The organism is Arthrobacter sp. ZGTC131 (assembly GCF_002929275.1).
Lineage (GTDB): Bacteria > Actinomycetota > Actinomycetes > Actinomycetales > Micrococcaceae > Arthrobacter.
In genome coordinates, this window is record NZ_PJIK01000002.1 from 420,764 (window position 1) to 439,610 (window position 18,847).

17 protein-coding genes are annotated in these 18,847 nt (G+C 67.4%); 14 read left to right on the top strand and 3 right to left on the bottom strand.

Going from position 1 to position 18,847, the window contains the following annotated elements; translation table 11 throughout:
• Positions 1-85: 85 nt before the first annotated feature.
• Complete coding sequence (locus tag CXQ90_RS04970; RefSeq protein ID WP_104137391.1) at positions 86-1,174, bottom strand: acyl-CoA desaturase; 1,089 nt, start codon at positions 1,172-1,174, stop codon at positions 86-88.
• Between the two features lie 205 nt (positions 1,175-1,379).
• Here CXQ90_RS04970 and argC point away from each other — a divergent pair, with 205 nt between their 5' ends.
• From argC to CXQ90_RS05020, 10 genes are all read left to right on the top strand, one after another.
• Entirely contained in the window at positions 1,380-2,411 is a 1,032-nt protein-coding gene (gene argC, locus CXQ90_RS04975; RefSeq protein WP_104137393.1) for an N-acetyl-gamma-glutamyl-phosphate reductase, read from the top strand.
• Positions 2,408-3,574, top strand: coding sequence for a bifunctional glutamate N-acetyltransferase/amino-acid acetyltransferase ArgJ (argJ, locus tag CXQ90_RS04980; protein WP_104137394.1), 1,167 nt, complete (start codon positions 2,408-2,410; stop codon positions 3,572-3,574). Before argC ends, argJ begins: the two co-directional genes overlap by 4 nt.
• Positions 3,575-3,601: 27 nt before the next feature.
• Positions 3,602-4,561 carry an acetylglutamate kinase gene (argB, locus tag CXQ90_RS04985; protein ID WP_104137396.1) on the top strand — a complete coding sequence of 320 codons (960 nt, stop codon included), beginning with the start codon at positions 3,602-3,604 and terminating at the stop codon, positions 4,559-4,561.
• On the top strand, positions 4,558-5,832 hold the full coding sequence (locus CXQ90_RS04990; protein WP_104137397.1) for an acetylornithine transaminase: 1,275 nt from the start codon (positions 4,558-4,560) through the stop codon (positions 5,830-5,832). The genes argB and CXQ90_RS04990 overlap by 4 nt, the downstream gene beginning before the upstream one ends.
• Complete coding sequence (argF, locus tag CXQ90_RS04995) at positions 5,829-6,848, top strand: ornithine carbamoyltransferase (protein WP_181038426.1); 1,020 nt, start codon at positions 5,829-5,831, stop codon at positions 6,846-6,848. Before CXQ90_RS04990 ends, argF begins: the two co-directional genes overlap by 4 nt.
• Positions 6,848-7,384, top strand: coding sequence for an arginine repressor (locus tag CXQ90_RS05000; protein WP_104137399.1), 537 nt, complete (start codon positions 6,848-6,850; stop codon positions 7,382-7,384). Before argF ends, CXQ90_RS05000 begins: the two co-directional genes overlap by 1 nt.
• Positions 7,385-7,493: 109 nt before the next feature.
• Positions 7,494-8,699 (top strand): argininosuccinate synthase, encoded by a 1,206-nt coding sequence (locus CXQ90_RS05005; protein WP_078026484.1) that lies wholly within the window; start codon positions 7,494-7,496, stop codon positions 8,697-8,699.
• A gap of 5 nt (positions 8,700-8,704) precedes the next feature.
• Entirely contained in the window at positions 8,705-10,138 is a 1,434-nt protein-coding gene (gene argH / locus CXQ90_RS05010; RefSeq protein ID WP_104137400.1) for an argininosuccinate lyase, read from the top strand.
• A 99-nt stretch (positions 10,139-10,237) separates the two neighbouring features.
• Positions 10,238-10,429, top strand: a complete 192-nt coding sequence (locus CXQ90_RS05015; RefSeq protein WP_308470541.1) for a pyridoxamine 5'-phosphate oxidase family protein — start codon at positions 10,238-10,240, stop codon at positions 10,427-10,429.
• Positions 10,430-10,459: 30 nt separating this feature from the next.
• Positions 10,460-11,197 carry a maleylpyruvate isomerase family mycothiol-dependent enzyme gene (locus tag CXQ90_RS05020; RefSeq protein ID WP_104137402.1) on the top strand — a complete coding sequence of 246 codons (738 nt, stop codon included), beginning with the start codon at positions 10,460-10,462 and terminating at the stop codon, positions 11,195-11,197.
• A 23-nt stretch (positions 11,198-11,220) separates the two neighbouring features.
• Here CXQ90_RS05020 and CXQ90_RS05025 read toward each other — a convergent pair whose 3' ends face one another.
• Together CXQ90_RS05025 and CXQ90_RS05030 are read right to left on the bottom strand one after the other, a co-directional pair.
• Positions 11,221-11,796 (bottom strand): methylated-DNA--[protein]-cysteine S-methyltransferase, encoded by a 576-nt coding sequence (locus CXQ90_RS05025; RefSeq protein WP_104137403.1) that lies wholly within the window; start codon positions 11,794-11,796, stop codon positions 11,221-11,223.
• A complete protein-coding gene (locus CXQ90_RS05030; RefSeq protein WP_104137405.1) occupies positions 11,793-13,346 on the bottom strand; it encodes a DNA-3-methyladenine glycosylase 2 family protein in 1,554 nt (517 codons plus the stop codon). Before CXQ90_RS05030 ends, CXQ90_RS05025 begins: the two co-directional genes overlap by 4 nt.
• 103 nt (positions 13,347-13,449) lie before the next feature.
• Here CXQ90_RS05030 and CXQ90_RS05035 point away from each other — a divergent pair, with 103 nt between their 5' ends.
• From CXQ90_RS05035 to tyrS, 4 genes are all read left to right on the top strand, one after another.
• A complete protein-coding gene (locus CXQ90_RS05035) occupies positions 13,450-14,106 on the top strand; it encodes a DNA-3-methyladenine glycosylase (RefSeq protein ID WP_104137406.1) in 657 nt (218 codons plus the stop codon).
• A gap of 24 nt (positions 14,107-14,130) precedes the next feature.
• The gene (locus tag CXQ90_RS05040; protein ID WP_104137408.1) at positions 14,131-14,688 is read left to right on the top strand and encodes an adenine phosphoribosyltransferase; all 558 of its coding nucleotides are present in this window, start codon (positions 14,131-14,133) and stop codon (positions 14,686-14,688) included.
• A gap of 118 nt (positions 14,689-14,806) precedes the next feature.
• A complete protein-coding gene (locus CXQ90_RS05045) occupies positions 14,807-17,035 on the top strand; it encodes an AAA family ATPase (protein ID WP_104137409.1) in 2,229 nt (742 codons plus the stop codon).
• 99 nt (positions 17,036-17,134) lie between these two features.
• Positions 17,135-18,448 carry a tyrosine--tRNA ligase gene (gene tyrS, locus CXQ90_RS05050; RefSeq protein ID WP_104137411.1) on the top strand — a complete coding sequence of 438 codons (1,314 nt, stop codon included), beginning with the start codon at positions 17,135-17,137 and terminating at the stop codon, positions 18,446-18,448.
• The last annotated feature ends 399 nt before the right edge of the window (positions 18,449-18,847 follow it).

The following is an 18,847-nucleotide window of genomic DNA, read 5'->3' on the forward strand; positions in this document are numbered from 1 at the left end:
TCCTTCTCCGGCCCGGGACCTCCGGCACCTGATCCTCATCTCATCCTAGGGACCGGGGCGCCGTAGGGCGAAGTCAGACTTTGGCTCAGTAACGCCGGGTGACAGTGGCCATGGGGCATTCGAAGTGGCGACCGGCGGAGAGCCCTACGTCATTGAGGTAGCGGACGATGATGCCGTAGGACTGCAGCAGCGTGGTCTCCGTGTACGGGACCTGGTGCTTGGCGCAGAACTCCCGGACGATCACGGAGGCCCTGTCCAGCTGCGGGCGGGCCATGTCCGGGAAGAGGTGATGCTCGGCCTGGCGGTTGAGGCCGCCAAGCAGGATGTCCATGAAACGGCCGCCGGAGATGTTCCGGGACGTCAGGACCTGGCGGCTGAAGAAGTCCACGCGGCTGTCCGCGGGCAGGACAGGCATGCCCTTGTGGTTCGGGGCGAAGGAAGCGCCCATGTAGAAACCGAAGACGGCGAGCTGGACGCCGATGAAGGCGAAGGCCATGCCGACCGGAAGGAACGTGAATGCGAGGACCGGCAGCACGCTGAGCCTGGCCAGAAGGATGGGCAGTTCAACCCAGCGGTGCGTGACCTTGGCGCGGCGGAAGATGAACTTGACCGAATCGATCTGGAGGCCGAGGCCGACCAGGAACAGCAGCGGAAAGAAAAACCAGCCCTGCTTTCGCGTGAGGAAGGAGAACCGTCCCTGCCGGGCTTCAACCGCTTCGGTGTGGAAAGCGATCGGTCCGGGGGCGATGTCAGGGTCCTTGGAAATGACGTTCGGGTGGTTGTGGTGGGCGCCATGCTTCTGCTCCCACCAGGAATAGCTCATGCCGGCCACGGAAGTGGCGAGCAGCCTGGCGGCCCAGTCGTTGGCACGGCGGGAGGCGAAGATCTGGCGGTGCCCGGCCTCGTGGGCCAGGAAGCTCAGCTGGGTGCACAGGATGCCCAGGGCGGCGGCGATGAGGAGCTGGAACCAGCTGTCACCGATGAGCGCGAAACCGAACCAGGTGGCGGTCATCAGGAGCACCAGCACGGAGAATATCGTGATGTAGAAACCGACGCGTCGCTCGAGGAGGCCCTCGGCCTTAACGGTCTTGAGGAGTTCTGAGTAGCTCAAGACAACCGCATTGGATTGCCGGACCCGGGACTGTGGGCGCTCTGAAGTAAGGGAGGGGGTCATGTACTGCGTGCCTCGTAACGTTAACGGGCAACGCTGCAGCCGACATTCGGCCTGCGCGGTCTGGATTACCCTATGCCAAGGATACCGGGACTGCGTGTCCAATTGTTTCGGAAGCTCCCGCGGCGGGACGGCGACGATTCAGGGCGCACCGAGTTAGTGCATAAATATCGGAACCTATGCATAGTCTTGCTGTATAGTCGTTGCCATGACTATTTCTGTAGCCGTTTCCGGCGCTAGCGGTTATGCCGGCGGCGAAGTGCTCCGCCTCCTGGCCGGTCATCCGGACGTCACCATCGGTGCCATCACCGCTCACAGCAACGCCGGTTCCAGACTAGGCGAACTGCAGCCCCATCTCCATGGCCTGGCAAGCAGGATTCTGGAAGACACCACGGTGGACAACCTGGCCGGGCACGACGTCGTGTTCCTGGCGCTGCCCCACGGCGCCTCGGCGGAAATAGCCGCGCAGCTGCCTGAAGGCACCGTGGTGATCGACGCCGGAGCGGACCACCGCTTGGAAGACGCCGCAGCGTGGGAGAAGTTCTACGGCTCCGCGCACGCCGGCACCTGGCCGTACGGGCTGCCGGAGCTCCCCGGCCAGCGGGAGAAACTCAAGGGCGCCACGCGGATCGCAGTGCCCGGCTGCTATCCGACGTCGGCCCTACTGGCGCTCACACCCGGCTTCGCCGCAGGCCTGCTCCAAGGGGAGGACGTCGTCATCGTTGCGGCTTCGGGCACGTCCGGGGCCGGAAAGGCCGCCAAAGTGAACCTGATCGGCGCCGAGGTCATGGGGTCCATGAGTCCTTACGGCGTGGGAGGCGGCCACCGCCACACGCCCGAAATCGAGCAGGGCCTCGGCAACGCCGCGGGGGAGCCCGTCACCGTCTCCTTCACGCCCACGCTGGCGCCCATGAGCCGCGGCATCCTCACTACCGCCACGGCCCGGGTCAAGCCCGGAGTGACGGCCGAACAACTGCGCACCGCCTGGGCCGAGGCCTACGAAGACGAACCCTTCGTGCACCTGCTTCCGGAAGGCCAGTGGCCCGCCACGAAGGCTGTCCAAGGTTCCAACCACGCGGCCATTCAGCTGGCCTTCGACGAACACGTGGGCCGCGTCGTCGTCACCTGCGCCATCGACAACCTCACCAAGGGGACCGCAGGCGGCGCCGTGCAGTCCATGAACATTGCCCTCGGCCTGGCGGAGACCGCCGGCCTCAATCTGCAGGGAGTTGCCCCGTGACCATCACCGCACCCCAGGGATTCCGCGCCGCGGGCGTCAAAGCCGGCCTTAAGGCATCCGGAAACCCTGATCTCGCCCTCGTGGTCAACGACGGCCCGTCGAAGGCAGCCGCAGCCGTCTTCACGTCCAACCGCGTGGCCGCCGCCCCCGTCCACTGGTCCCGCCAGGTCGTGTCGGACGGCCGGGTCGACGCCGTTATCCTGAACTCCGGCGGAGCCAACGCCTGCACCGGACCTCAGGGCTTCCAGAACACCCACACCACGGCAGAGAAAACGGCCGAGGTCCTCGGCATTTCAGCCACGGACGTCTTCGTCTGCTCCACCGGACTGATCGGCGAGCAGCTGCCCATGGACAAGATCGTCCCGGGGATCGACGCCGCCGCTGCCGCCCTTAGCGCGGACGGCGGAACGGACGCCGCGACGGCCATCATGACCACGGACACGGTGCCGAAGCAGGCGGTTTTCACCGGAGTGGACGCCGAGGGCAATGAATTCACCATCGGCGGCATCGCCAAAGGCGCCGGCATGCTCGCGCCCGGCCTGGCCACCATGCTGGTGGTCCTCACCACCGACGCCGACGTCCAGCCGGAAATGCTCGACGTCGTCCTCCGCGACGCCACCCGCGTCACTTTCGACCGGGCGGACTCCGACGGCTGCATGTCCACCAATGACACAGTGGTCCTGATGGCCTCCGGCGCGTCCGGGACCGTGCCGTCAGCCGAAGCATTCGGCGAAGGCCTTACCAGCGTTTGCGCCGAGCTGGCCCGCAAACTGATCGGCGATGCCGAGGGCGCGAGCCACGACATCGCCATCCGCACGTTCAACGCGGCCAGCGAACGCGACGCCGAAATCGTCAGCCGTGCCGTGGCGCGGTCCAACCTCTTCAAGGCCGCCATCTTTGGCAAGGACCCGAACTGGGGACGCGTCCTGTCCGCGGTCGGAACAACGGACGCCACCTTCGAACCGGACGAGCTGAACGTCTCCATGAACGGCATCCAGATCTGCCAGAACGGCAGCATCGGCCAGGACCGCAAGCTCGTGGACCTGGAACCGAGGGAGGTGCTGGTGGAGATCGACCTGCAGGCCGGCAGCGAGGAAGCCACCATCTGGACCAACGATCTCACCCACGATTACGTCCACGAGAACAGCGCCTATTCAAGCTAGATCCACCAGCACCTGGAGAACAGCAGCATGAACACCCAGACCCGCGAGACCACGTCCATGAGCGATGCCCAGGACAAGGCCGGCACGCTGATCGAGGCCCTGCCGTGGATCCAGCGCTTCGCCGGCACCACCATGGTGATCAAGTACGGCGGCAACGCCATGGTCAACGACGACCTCCGCCGCGCGTTCGCTGAAGACGTCGTGTTCCTCCACCACGTGGGGATCCACCCCGTGGTGGTCCACGGCGGCGGCCCGCAGATCAACGCCATGCTGAGCCGGCTAGGCATCGAATCAGAGTTCAAGGGCGGCCTGCGCGTCACCACCCCCGAGGCGATGGACGTGGTGCGCATGGTCCTCACCGGCCAGGTGGGCCGCGAGCTCGTGGGCCTGATCAACTCCCACGGTCCCTACGCCGTCGGCATGTCCGGCGAGGACGGCGGCCTGCTCCGCGCGGTCCGCACCGGCACTGTCGTCGACGGCGAAGAAGTGGACCTTGGCCTGGTGGGTGAGGTTGTGGGCGTTAATCCGGAAGGAATCGTCGACATCCTGGCCGCCGGCCGGATTCCGGTGATCTCCACCGTGGCCCCGGAGATTTTCGATGGCGGCACGGCCGACGGCGGAGCGCAGCGGGCCCAGACCACCGGGCAGGTCCTCAATGTCAATGCGGACACCGCCGCTGCCGCGCTGGCCGAAGCGTTGGGGGCCTCCAAACTGGTGATCCTGACCGACGTCGAAGGCTTGTACGCGAACTGGCCAGACCGCTCGTCGCTGATCTCGTCGCTGACCGCTTCCGAACTCCGGGACCTGCTGCCGTCGCTCGAATCCGGCATGATCCCCAAGATGGAGGCCTGCCTCAAGGCAGTCGACGGCGGGGTGGAGCGCGCGCACATCGTGGACGGGCGCCTGGCCCACTCCATGCTGCTTGAAACATTTACGACGGCGGGGATCGGCACCCAAGTGGTCCCGGACGAGGAGACGGACGCATGAGCAACTTTGAACAATCAGCAGTGGTTGAGCAGTCGCCGGTGGCTGAGCTGGTGGAAACCCGCGGCCATGCCGGCGCCGAATGGCTGGCGCGCTACTCGTCATCGCTCATGGGCGTCTTCGGCACGCCGCAGCGCGTCCTGGTCCGCGGAGCCGGCTGCCTGGTCTGGGACGCCGACGGCAAGGAATACCTGGACCTGCTCGGCGGCATCGCCGTGAACGCCCTGGGCCACGCACACCCGTTCGTGACCTCGGTGATCGCCAGCCAGCTGGCCACGCTGGGGCACGTTTCCAACTTTTTCACCAGCCCCACGCAGATCGCCCTGGCCGAGAAGCTGCTGGCACTGAGCAAGGCGCCGGCGGGTTCGAAAATCTTCTTCACCAACTCCGGCACCGAGGCCAACGAGGCCGCCTTCAAGCTGGCCCGCCGGAATTCCGCCGGCCCCGACGGCAAACCCAGGACCAAAATCATCGCACTGGAGGGCGCCTTCCACGGCCGGACCATGGGGGCTCTGGCCCTCACGGCGAAGGAAGCCTACCGGGCGCCCTTCGAACCGATGCCCGGCGGTGTGGTGCACATTCCGTTCGGCGACATTGAGGCCCTCCGCAATGCAGTGGACGACACCGTCGCCGCCGTCTTCCTGGAACCCATCCAGGGGGAAGCGGGCGTGCGGCCCCTTCCGGCCGGCTACCTGCAGGCGGCCCGCGAGCTCACGTCGCAGGCCGGTGCCCTGCTGATCCTGGATGAGGTCCAGACCGGCATCGGCCGCACCGGAAAATGGCTGGCGAGCGAGGACGCCGGAATTGTTCCCGACGCCGTCACCCTTGCCAAGGGGCTCGGCGGCGGTTTCCCGATCGGAGCCTTGGTCACGTTCGGCGAAAAGACTTCATCCCTCCTGACGGCAGGACAGCACGGCACCACCTTCGGCGGAAACCCGGTGGCCACGGCCGCCGCCCTGGCCACGCTTCACACCGTCGAAAGCCAGCACGTGCTGGAGAACGTCCGGGCGGTGGGGGAGCACCTCCGCGCCGCCCTGGCGGCCGTCGACGGTGTCACGGCGGTCCGCGGGGAGGGACTCCTGATCGGCTTCGACCTCGACGCCGACGTTGCCCCCGCCGCCGTGACGGCCGCGCTCGACGCCGGCTACATCATCAACAGCCCAGGGCCGCGGACCATCCGCCTGGCCCCGCCGCTGATCCTCACGGAAGATCAGGCGGACCGTTTTCTGGCCGCCCTTCCGGCCATCCTGCAAACCGCAAAGGAAGCACAGTGACAGCAGCAGTGACTCCCAAACCCCTGATCCGGCACTTCCTCAAGGACACCGACCTCAGCCCGGCCGAGCAGGCCGAAGTCCTCGAACTGGCAGTCCGCATGAAAGCGGCGCCATACAGTGTCCAGCCCTTTGCCGCGGACGGCAACGGCCGCAAGACCGTGGCCGTGATCTTCGACAAGACTTCCACCCGGACCCGGGTGTCCTTCGCCACCGGGGTGGCCGACATGGGCGGCAACGCCCTGATCATCAACCCGGGCGAGGCGCAGATCGGCCACAAGGAATCGGTGGAGGACACGGCCAAGGTGCTCGAGCGCATGGTCTCCACCATTGTGTGGCGGACCGGCGCGCACTCGGGCCTGGTGGCGATGGCGGAAAACTCCCGGGTTCCCGTCATCAACGCCCTCTGCGATGACTACCACCCCTGCCAGCTGCTGGCGGACCTGCTGGCCGTCAAGGAGCACAAGGGCGAACTCAAGGGGCTCACCATGGCCTACCTGGGGGATGCCGCCAACAACATGGCCAACTCCTACCTCCTGGCCGGTGTCACGGCCGGAATGCACGTCCGGATCGCCGGGCCCGACGGCTACCTGCCGGCGGCCGGCATCGTGGCGGCAGCCCAGGAGCGCGCCACCGAAACCGGCGGCTCCGTCCTCATCACCACGGACGCCGCGGAAGCGCTCAAGGGCGCTGACGTCGTGGCCACCGACACCTGGGTGTCCATGGGCCAGGAATCGGAAAAGGAAGCCCGGCTGCAGCTGTTCCGGGAGTACGCCGTCGACGAGGCCGCCATGGCGCAGGCGGCGGAAGACGCCGTCGTGCTTCACTGCCTTCCCGCTTACCGGGGCTACGAGATCTCGGCGGGCGTCATTGACGGCCCGCAGTCCATCGTCTGGGACGAGGCCGAGAACCGCCTGCACGCGCAGAAGGCCCTGATGGCCTGGCTCATGCACCGGTCGGGGCTGGCCTTCGTCGACGGTCTCTCGCCCGTTGAAGGAACTGGGGAGAGCACGTTCTAGTGTCCACCAACCCGTCGGTACCGGGCGCGAGCCCGGCCACCAAGACAGCCCGCCAGGCGCGGATCACCGCGATCCTGACGGGCGAGTCGGTGCGCTCCCAGGCGGAGCTCGCGGCGCTGCTCGCGGACGACGGCGTGCAGGTCACGCAGGCCACACTGTCCCGCGACCTCGTGGAGCTCGGCGCCGTCCGCGTCCGCGGCAAGGAGGGCGTCCTGGTCTACGCCGTCCCCGGTGAGGGCGGGGAACGGGCTGCCAAGAGCGGAGTCAGCCAGGAAATCCTGGATGCGCGGCTGGCCCGGCTGTGCGGGGAACTGCTGGTGACGGCCGAGGCATCCGCGAACATCGCGGTGCTCCGGACGCCTCCCGGGGCCGCGAACTTCCTGGCCCTCGCGATCGACCATTCCGTGATGCCGTCCATCCTGGGCACCATTGCGGGCGACGACACCGTGCTGCTGGTGGCCCGGGATCCGCTGGGCGGACCCGAGCTCGCGGCGCGGTTCCTGCAGCTCGCCGAGGAAGCCGGCACCAGCCAGTAGCGGTCCAGCACGCGGCCGGGTGCGGCGGTGTGGCACGCTTTACCGAACGAATTTTTGCGGCGACTTTTTCAGACAAGCATGATCTACAAACAACAAAGGAGCGTTTCAAGTGACTGAGCGTATTGTTCTGGCCTACTCCGGTGGCCTGGATACTTCCGTAGCCATCGGCTGGATCGGTGAAGCCACCGGCGCCGAGGTCATCGCAGTGGCGGTCGACGTCGGGCAGGGCGGCGAATCGCTGGAGACCATCCGGCAGCGCGCGCTGGGCTGTGGCGCCGTGGAGGCCTACGTGGCCGATGCGAGCGATGAATTCGCCAACGAATACTGCGTGCCCACGCTGAAGGCCAACGCCCTCTACCAGGGCCACTACCCGCTGGTGTCCGCCATCTCCCGTCCCGTGATCGTCAAGCACCTGGTCAAGGCCGCCCGCGAATTCGGTGCCACCACCGTGGCCCACGGCTGCACCGGCAAGGGCAACGACCAGGTCCGCTTCGAGGTGGGCATCCAGACCCTCGGCCCGGACCTGAAGTGCATCGCCCCGGTCCGCGACCTCGCCCTGACCCGCGACAAGGCCATTGCCTTCGCCGAGGAAAAGGGACTGCCGATCGAGACCACGAAGAAGAACCCGTACTCGATCGACCAGAACGTCTGGGGCCGCGCCGTCGAGACCGGCTACCTCGAGGACATCTGGAACGCCCCCACGAAGGACATCTACGACTACACCGCCGCCCCGGAATTCCCGCCGGCACCGGATGAAGTCACCATCTCCTTCGAAGCCGGCGTGCCGGTAGCGATCGACGGCGTCAAGGTCACGCCGCTGCAGGCCATCAAGGAACTGAACCGCCGCGCCGGTGCGCAGGGCGTGGGACGGATCGACGTTGTCGAAGACCGCCTTGTGGGCATCAAGTCCCGCGAAATCTATGAGGCACCGGGTGCCATGGCGCTGATCACCGCGCACAAGCACCTTGAGGACATCACCATCGAGCGCGAGCAGGCCCGCTTCAAGGCCACTGTTGGCCAGCGCTGGGCCGAGCTGGTGTACGACGGCCAGTGGTTCTCCCCGCTCAAGCGCTCCCTGGACGCCTTCATCGAGGACACCCAGAAGTACGTCTCCGGCGACATCCGCATGGTGCTGCACGGCGGCCAGGCAATCGTCAACGGGCGCCGCTCCGAAACCTCGCTGTACGACTTCGACCTCGCCACCTACGACACCGGCGACACGTTCGACCAGTCCATGGCCCGCGGCTTCATCGAGCTGTGGGGCATGTCCGCCAAGGTTGCCTCCGGCCGCGACATCCGCGTCGCAGGGCAGTAGGCCCCGTGGCTAGCGATAGCACCAAGTCTGAGGCCACGAACACCGGCGCGCTGTGGGGCGGCCGGTTCGCCGGCGGTCCCGCGGACGCCCTCGCGGCACTGAGCAAGTCCACGCACTTTGACTGGCGGCTGGCCCGCTACGACATCGCCGGCTCCACGGCGCACGCCCGCGTGCTGCACAAGGCCGGCCTGCTGGACGACGCCGAGCTCGAAGGCATGCTCGCTGCCCTGACGCAGCTGGATGAGGACGTCGCCTCCGGCGCCTACCTGCCGGCGGAGTCCGACGAGGATGTGCACGGCTCGCTGGAGCGCGGCCTGATCGAGCGCGCCGGCACCCAGCTCGGCGGCAAGCTCCGCGCCGGGCGGTCCCGCAACGACCAGGTGGCCACCCTTGGCCGCATGTTCCTGCGCGACCACGCCCGGATCATTGCCCGCGGCGTGCTGGCCACCATCGAGGCACTCGTGGACCAGGCCAAGGCGCACCAGGGAGTGGCCATGCCCGGCCGCACCCACCTGCAGCACGCGCAGCCGGTCCTGCTCAGCCACCACCTGCTGGCCCACGCGTGGGCGCTGCTCCGCGATGTGCAGCGGCTGCAGGACTGGGACAAGCGCGCCGGGGTTTCGCCCTATGGTTCCGGTGCACTGGCCGGCTCCTCACTGGGCCTTGACCCGGAGGCCGTGGCAGCTGACCTGGGCTTCTTCTCTGCCACGCACAACTCGATCGACGGCACCGCCTCCCGCGATGTCTTCGCCGAGTTTGCCTGGGTCACGGCCATGATAGGCGTGGACCTCTCCCGCGTCTCGGAGGAAGTGATCCTGTGGGCCACCAAGGAGTTCTCCTTCGTGACCCTGCACGATTCCTACTCCACCGGCTCCTCGATCATGCCGCAGAAGAAGAATCCGGACGTCGCGGAGCTGGCGCGCGGCAAGGCAGGCCGGCTGATCGGCAACCTCACCGGCCTGCTGGCCACATTGAAGGGACTGCCGCTCGCGTACAACCGCGACCTGCAGGAGGACAAGGAACCGGTGTTCGACGCCGCCGACACGCTGGAACTGCTGCTCCCGGCCGTCTCCGGCATGATCGCCACCCTGAAGTTCAACACCGAACGGATGGAATCGCTCGCTCCGCAGGGCTTCGCACTGGCCACGGACATCGCCGAATGGCTGGTCCGCCAGGGTGTTCCGTTCCGCGAGGCGCACGAGCTCTCCGGTGCCGCCGTGAAGCAGGCGGAAAGCCGCGACGTCGAGCTCTGGGACCTGACCGACGCCGAGTACGCGGCCATCTCGGAGCACCTCACGCCCGAGGTCCGCACGGTCCTCAGCACGGAAGGCTCGCTCAACAGCCGGAACTCGCAGGGCGGGACGGCGCCGGCCGCCGTCGAACGCCAGCTCGCCGCGCTGGAAGCCGAGCTCGCCGGCGTCCGCGAGTACGCAGGCTAACAGCCACACGCTCTCTCACTTCCTGCAGCGTTTCCGCCGACGCTCCTGCATCACTTGCAGGAGGGTCGGCGGATTTCCTGCCAAAGGTGAGAGAGCGTTGTGCGTTCACTGCCGAACATCGATCCCGACGGCTGGCACATCGCCACCTCCAGGACCTCGCGTAAGGGCAGGGAGCTGGCCGCCAACCACAAGGCCGCGCTGAACTTCTACTGGCCGTTACAGGGCCGCCAAGGTCCGCGTGGCGGGGCCCGGCACTTCTACGGCCCCGGCCCGGTGCGGGGCCCGCGTTAAGGCTCATTAACTGTCCGCTACCATTGCCGTATGACCGCAATCACACCGGACACGTTGCTGGCCGAACTCCACAAAGCTGCCGACGTCGTTGCCTCCCAGGCCGGCAAACTCACCGCAGAAGATATCCCGGCACCCTCAACATTGCCGGGATGGACCCGCGGCCATGTGCTGGCGCACATCGCCGGCATCTCGAACGCCATGGCGCGGCAGCTTGAATTCGCCGCCCGCGGTGAAACGGTGGAGCTTTACGACGGCGGTTACGAGGGCCGCACGAGTGCCATCGAGGCGGCCGCCGGCCATGGCATCGACGAACACCGCCGCGATCTCGCCGCTGCGATCGAACGGGCCCTGCACGCGTTCGACTCGCTTGCACCTGGCATCTGGCAGGTTCCCATTTCCTACCGCGGGGGAGTGGTGTTCGACGGCGGACTGGCCCTGTGGCGCGAGCTCGTGATCCATGCGTCCGACCTCGGCACCGGGCGGGGGCCGGAGACCTGGAGCCGGCTGTTCTGCGAACACCTCTTCGATTTCCTGTCCGCCCGCGTGCCGGAAGGACAGAAGTTCGTGCTCCAGCCGCTGGGGCTGCCGCCCGTGGCAATCGGTGCCGGCGGGCGTTCCACGGTCATCAGCGGAATGGTTACCGACATTGCGGCCTGGCTCGCTGGCCGCGAACCTTCACTTGGCAGCCTGCGCGCCTCCGCCGCTGCCGACGGTGTGGACCTGCCGGAGCTGCTGCCGTGGCCGTCGGGAGTTCCGGCGTCCAAGTAGGGGCCCGGCATCGCGCCGCCTGCCTAGCGCGCCTGGGCCGTAAATGCATTGGCGGCGAGAGCGTCCGCCGTGAATGATTCCACTGTAAGAGACTCCGCTGCGAGCGATTCCCTTTCGCGGGCCAGCAGGCTTTCCTTGACGCGGAGCCCCCACCGGAAGCCGCCGAGGGTGCCGTCCGTTCGGACCACCCGGTGGCACGGCACGAAAAGGGCCGCGGCGTTGAAAGCGCACGCGCTGGCGGCAGCGCGCACTGCCTTCGCATTGCCTGACAGTACGGCGTACTCGGTGTAGGTGACGGGGGCTCCCGGGCTGACGGTCCGCAGCACATCCCAGGCGTGGGCACGGAACGGTCCCGATTTCTGCAGCACGGGCACGCTCATTGCCGGTGCCGGGTTGCCGGCGTAGAAGGCCTGCACGGCGGCGGAAATGGGGCCGAGATCGTCCACGGCATCGTAGGCCTCGGGCCGCAGCTCGGGGTGTATCTGGCCGGTGAGTTCGCCGGCGTCCGCGGTCCAGCCCGACGCCAGCACCACGCCGTCCCTTGCAATGATCGTGAACGGGCCGTCCGGGGTGGCCATGGTGAGTAGCTGGGCTTTCATATCGTCGCCTTCGTTGGTTGGGCCGTCCGGGCAGTCTGTGCTGCAGTGGTGGCAGTGGTCTTGGGGGTGGTCTTGGGTGCGGCCGCGGCCGCGCGCCAGAGGTGCATCGTGGCATAGGACCGCCACGGGCTGACCTCGCTGAAATCCGATGTCCGGGCCACCCTGTTTGCGCCGGGGCCGGACCCAGCGCCCTCCGCGCCGGAAAGGGCCCGGATTCCGTTGCGCACGGCGGCGTCGTTGGCCAGGAACACGTCCGGGGCTCCGATGACCCGCATTGCGACATAGCCCACCGTCCAGGGTCCCACCCCCGGCACGGGCAGCAGCTTTGCGCGCAGCCCGGGCAGGTCATCCCCGTACCCCAGCTCCAGGTCCCCGTCGGCAAGGGCCCGGGCGGCTGCCACCAGTGATTCTATTCTGCGCCGCGGCCCGCGCAGCAGCTCCCCGCCCGCCGCGGCGATCTGTGCCGGCGTGGGGAACAGCCGGTCGAGCCCGTCCCCGGCCGCCATGCTGGGGCTGCCGGCGACGGACAGCTGCGTGAGTGCCGTCCGCGCCGCGGCAACCGTGATCTGCTGGCCGGTCATCGCGCGGATCAGGAGTTCCTGCGGGTCTAAGGCCCCGGGCATGCGGATGCCGGGAGCGGAGGCGACAGCCGCCGCGAGCCGTGGGTCAGCGCCGAGCGCACTGTCGATGGCCACCGGATCGGCGTCAAGGTCGAAAAGCCGCCGGACCCGGCTCAGCAGCGCCGGGAGATCCCGCAGGTCCACCGCGCCAATGGTGAGGACCAGCGGCCGGCCGGGAGCGCCGGCGTCGTAATCCACCCGAAAGCGGGCGTCGCCGTGCGGGAGCCTGAGTGAGCGCGCGTAGGAAGCCGGCGTTCCGGTTTCGATCCCCGGGATGGCCCGGACGGCCAGGAAACTGAAGACGCCGGGATCGAACGGTTCGCGGTAGGGAAGATTCAGGGTGAGGGCTGTGCTGGCCGCCGGGGTCGGGTGGTGGCGGGCGGTGCCGCGCAGGGCGGTCGGCGTCATATCGAACACCTCGCCCACCGTCTCGTTGAACTGGCGCACACTGCTGAATCCGGCGGCAAAGGCGATGTCGGCGAGTTTCATGGGCGTGGAGACCAGCAGCGTGCGGGCGGTCTGCGCCCTGCTGGCCCGGGCAAGGGACAGGGGGCCCGCGCCGAGTTCATGGCTGAGGATCCGGTTCAGCTGGCGGGACGAATATCCCAGGCACGCGGCCAGGCCCTCGACACCGTCGCGGTTGATGACGCCGTCGTTAATGAGCCGCATGGCCCGGCCGGCAACGTCGGAGCGGATGTTCCAGGCTGGCGTTCCCGGCACTGCCTCGGGCAGGCACCGCTTGCAGGCGCGGTAGCCGGCGTCGTGGGCCGCAGCCGAGGTTTCGTAGAAGGTGACGTTCTCGGCTTTCGGCGTCCTGGCCGGGCACGACGGCCGGCAGTAGATGCCCGTGGTCCGCACCGCCGTGTAGAACTGCCCGTCGAAACGGGTGTCCCGCGCATCGATTGCGCGGTAGCGCTGCCAAAAGTCCATGAACCCATCCTGCCAGCCGGCACGGGGCAGGGCTAGCGGAAATCGGACATGGGCGTGGGCGGGGTGACGCGTTGCCTCGCGGGCCGTTCGGTAGAGTCTGAGCATGACCGTCAGCAGCAGGCCCTTGGTGCCGGAGGACCGTGTGCGGGAAGTGCTGTCCGGCGATGCCCGGGAGATCGCCCCGCTGCTCTTGGGCGCGATCCTTACCCACGAAACCCCCGACGGCCCGGTCTCCGTGCGGCTCACCGAGGTGGAGGCCTACATGGGACCCGGCGACTCCCAGCATCCGGACCCCGGGTCCCATACCTTCCGCGGCCCCACACGCCGGAACGCGCCGATGTTCGGCCCGGCGGGACACCTTTACGTGTACTTCACCTACGGCATGCATTACTGCGCCAACATCGTCTGCGGACCGGCCGGGCACGCGTCCGCCGTTTTGCTCCGCGCCGGCGAGGTGGTGGCGGGCCGGGAGGCGGCGCTGGTGCGGCGGCCGACGTCGAAATCGGCCCGGGACCTGGCCAGCGGTCCGGCGAGGCTTGCCCTGGCCCTGGGCCTGACCACGGCGGACAGCGGGCGCGACGCGCTGAGCGCCCCCTTCGGGCTGCAGCTTCCGCCGGTTCCCGCGGCGGACATCAGCTCCGGCCCCAGGGTCGGCGTCTCCGGCGACGGCGGATCCCACGACTACCCCTGGCGGTTTTGGCTGACCGGTGACCCCACCGTTTCCCGTTATAAGGCGGCAAAGGTCCGTTCGGCGCCGTAAGTTGCCGCGCAGTAGGCTTGACGCGTGAACCAGCGCGAACCAGCCCCCGCCCCCAGATCCGTCCCCGTGGACGAGCTGATCAGCAGCCTCTGCGCCACCGTGCCAGACTACCCGAAGCCGGGAATCATGTTCAGGGACCTGACGCCCGTATTCGCCGACGGCGGGGCGCTGCGGGCCATTGTGGACGCACTTGTGGAACCCTTCAAGGGACAGTTCGACGCCGTGGCCGGCGTGGAGGCCCGCGGCTTCCTGCTCGCGGCCGCGGCAGCCTATGCCACCGGAACGGGCGTGATCACCGTGCGGAAGGCCGGCAAGCTGCCCCGCGAGGTGTTTTCAGAGGACTACGCCCTGGAATACGGCACTTCCACGCTCGAGCTGCACACCACGGACCTGGCCCGCGGAAGCCGTGTGCTGATCCTGGACGACGTCTTGGCCACGGGCGGCACCCTCGGCGCGGCGGCGCGGCTGTTCGAGCGCTGCGGAGTCCACGTCTCCGGGGTGGGCGTGGTCATGGAACTCGGCGAACTGCGCGGGCGTTCGGCCCTCGCCGGGCACCGAGTGCGCTCCCTGCTGCGCCTCTAGGATCCGCCATGCGGCCGCCAGCTCACTCCGGCCGGCCGCCAGTCCGGCCGCCGCCGCCATGTTCTCCAAAATGGTTGTAGAATGGACGGTCTGTCTTTTGCGATAGGGGAACGTCTAGATGCACGACGCCGATTTGGCCCACGAACGGGACTATGTTGCCGGTTTGTACGCACGGCTTGATGAACTGCGCGCGGAAAAGCGCGCCCAGCTGGCGCAGGTCCGCCGGGCGGGTGCCGTTGGCACCATGCAGAATGTTTCCGAACGCGACGCCTTCGCCGCCCTCTACGAGGACCGCCTGGCACAGCTCGACGCCGTCGACGACCGCCTGGTCTTCGGGCGGCTTGACCTCGACTCCGGTGAGGCGCAGTACATCGGCCGCATCGGGCTCACAACCGAGGACCTGGTCCGGCTCATGGTGGACTGGCGCGCGCCTGAGGCCGGGCACTTCTACCAGGCCACCGCGTTCGACCGCCAAGGCGTGCGCCGGCGCCGGCACCTGATCCTGCAGGGCCGCGAGGTCAAGGCCATTGAGGACGACGTCCTCGACGCCGACATGCTGGCCGACTCGGATTCCCTGCAGGGCGAGGGCGCGCTGCTGGCCGCCCTGAACTCCAAGCGCACCGGCCGGATGTCGGACATCGTCGGCACCATCCAGTCCGAGCAGGACCGCATCATCCGCTCCTCCATCTCCGGGGCCCTCGTGGTCCAGGGCGGGCCGGGCACCGGAAAGACCGCCGTCGCACTCCACCGCGCCGCGTATCTGCTGTATACCCACCGGGACCGGCTCAAGACCGCCGGAGTCCTGCTGGTGGGGCCGTCGTCGTCTTTCATGAAATACATCGAACGGGTCCTCCCGTCGCTGGGCGAAACAGGCGTGGTGATGGCGAGCCTTGGCAGGCTGATGCCGGGCATCAATGCCGTGCCCGAGCCCGAGGCGGACGTTGCTGCCATCAAGGGGCGGCTGGACATGGCCGAGGTCATCGCCAATGCCGTGGCCAACCGGCAGCGCATCCCCGCTGAGAACCGCATTCTGGAAGTCGACGGGCGCAAGCTCGTCCTCACACCGCGCCAGGTCCGCCGCGCCCGGGAACGTGCCCGCTCCACGGGAAAGCCCCACAACGAGGCCCGCGTCACCTTCGTCAAAATCCTCCTGCGGGAACTGACGGAGCAGATGACGGAACTCGTTGAAGCCGGCAGCATCGGCAACAATGCCGACCGCTCCTACCTCGCCGAGGACGTCCGGACAGCCCGGGACGTGCGCATCGCGTTGAACCTTTGCTGGATGCCGATGACACCGGAAAAGCTGGTCAGCGAACTGCTGAGCAAGCCCGCGATCCTGGAAGCCTGCACGCCCAAGCTCACCGCACAGGAGCGCGAGCAGCTGCTGCGCGCCCCTGACGCGCCGTGGACCGAGTCCGACGTTCCGCTGCTCGACGAGGCGGCAGAGCTCCTCGGCGAGCTCGATGCCGCCGCGGGCCGCGGACTCGCCCAGCAGGAGCACGACCGCGCCCGCGACCTGGCCAATGCCCGGCAGACGCTGGTCAACATGGAGACCGCCGGCGTCGATGTCCTGATGTCGGCCGAGGAACTAGTTGAGCAGAACCAGGAGCGCGAGGCCCGGCTGACGGCCGCAGAGCGCGCCACCAGCGACCGCACGTGGGCCTTCGGCCACATCGTGGTCGACGAGGCGCAGGAGCTGTCACCCATGCAGTGGCGCCTCCTGGTCCGCCGCTGCCCGATGAAATCCTTCACCATCGTGGGGGACATCGCCCAGACCAGCTCCGTGGCGGGTGCAAACTCATGGCAGGGCGCCCTTTCGCCGCTGTTCGGCGACCGCTGGCAGCTCGAGGAACTTACGGTCAACTACCGGACGCCGTCGCAGGTCGCGGAGGCCGCTGCCCGCATGGCCAACGCCGCCGGCCTCGTGGTGTCCGCGCCCAAGGCCGTCCGGGAAGGCCGCTGGTCGCCCATCATTGACCGGGTGGAGCCGGGCAGCCTGGTGAGCCGGCTCGTGGAGGTCATCCCGGACGAGCTCGCCGCGCTCGACGGCGGCCTGCTCGCCGTGATTGCCGACGGCGACCTTCTCAACGAGGCCACCACCGCGCTGCGCGCCGTATACGGCCGCCGGATCGGCACCGGGGCAGGCAGTTACGAACAGGACGTCGTGGTGATCAGCCCCCGCGAAGCGAAGGGACTGGAATTCGACGGCGTGGTGGTCCTGGAACCGTCCGCGATGCTGAACCACGAACATGGCAGGGTGGGCGACCTTTACGTGGCCATGACCCGGCCCACACAGCGGCTCCGGCTGATCGCGGGCGCGGGCATACCTGCCGGCATCGAACGCTGAGGTTGTTCGGGAGTGGTTCAGGGCGTCCGTTGCCGGCCCTGATGACGGGCGCCCGGTGAACTGACGCCGGGTGCCGCCGATCCTGCTAACTTAGAAGGCGTGTCACACCTAAACGACCTCGAATCCCAGCAGAACGATCCCAGCTTCGCCAACGTATGGCAGGAGCTCAAATGGCGCGGGCTTGTCCACGTGTCCACCGATGAGGTGGAACTGGAGAAACTCCTCGCGGGGGAGCCGGTCACGTATTACTGCGGGTTCGATCCCACGGCCCCGAGCCTTCACCTGGGGAACCTGGTCCAGCTCCTCCTCATGAGGCGCCTGCAGCTGGCGGGCCACAAGCCCCTTGGACTCGTGGGAGGCTCCACCGGCCTGATCGGTGATCCGCGGCCGACGGCGGAGCGCACCTTGAACACGAAGGACACAGTTTCGGAGTGGGTGGGCTACCTGCAGGCCCAGGTACGGCGATTCCTCAGCTTTGAGGGCGCCAACGCCGCCCGCATGGTGAACAACCTCGACTGGACGGCGCCGCTGAGTGCAATCGACTTCCTGCGCGAGATCGGAAAGCACTTCCGCGTGAGCACAATGCTGCGCAAGGACGCCGTGGCGTCCCGGCTCAGCTCCGACGAGGGCATCAGCTACACGGAGTTCAGCTACCAGATCCTGCAGGGCATGGACTACCTGCAGCTCTACCGCGACTACGGCTGCGTGCTGCAGACCGGCGGCTCCGATCAGTGGGGAAACCTGACCAGCGGCACGGAACTCATCCGCAAGGTGGAAGGCAACACCGTCCACGCGCTCGGCACCCCGCTCATCACCAACGCCGACGGGACCAAGTTCGGTAAGAGCGAAGGCAACGCCATCTGGCTGGATCCGGCCATGTGCAGCCCCTACGCGTTCTACCAGTTCTGGCTGAACACCGCCGATGCCGATGTTGTTGACCGGCTCAAGGTCTTCACCTTCCTTAGCCGCGCCGAGATCGAGGCGATCGGGCTGTCGGTTGCCGAACGTCCCTTTGCCCGCGAGGGCCAGCGCAAGCTCGCGTACGAGGTGACCTCGCTGGTTCACGGCGTCGAAGCGACTGAAAAGGTCATCGCGGCGTCGGCTGCGGTCTTCGGCAACGGGGACCTGTCGGGGCTGGACGAGCAGACTCTCGCCGCGGCCACGTCCGAGCTTCCGTCGGCCGCAGTCGACGGCGCCGGCCTGGGGATCATCGATCTGCTGGTTGCGTCAGGGTTGTCGGAGAGCAAGTCGGCCGCGCGCAGGATCGTTGGCGAAGGCGGCGCGTACGTCAACAACGCCAAGGTGTCCGATCCCGACGCCGTGATACCCAGGTCCGAACTGCTGCACGGCAAATACCTGCTGTTGCGCAGGGGTAAAAAGAACCTGGCCACTGTGCGGGTATCGGGCAGCTAGCACCACAAACTCTCCCTCGCACGCTTCCCCGCAGCCGATTTGCACGGCTGCGGGGGAGCGTGTAATGTCTTCTGAGTCGCCGCCGCTGAGTGGCGACAAACCCCCCAACACTGAGAAGCAATTCTTCAGGTGCAAAGCACTGAATGAAGAAAAGCTTCCCATGGTGCTGGGCGGATTCGTTTCACTGAAGTGAATAACGGGAAAACAACCCGGATTTGCAAAGTGAAAATGAATGAAATAAGCTATAAACATCGCAGCGAAGAAATGCGAAACAAAATAAATTAGCGAATTGAATCGCGAATTGTTTCGAGAAGTATCCGAATGTGTCTGTTGTTTGAGAACTCAATAGTGTGCCAAGTTTGTTGATACCGGTTTATTTTATATGAATTGGTTGAATTT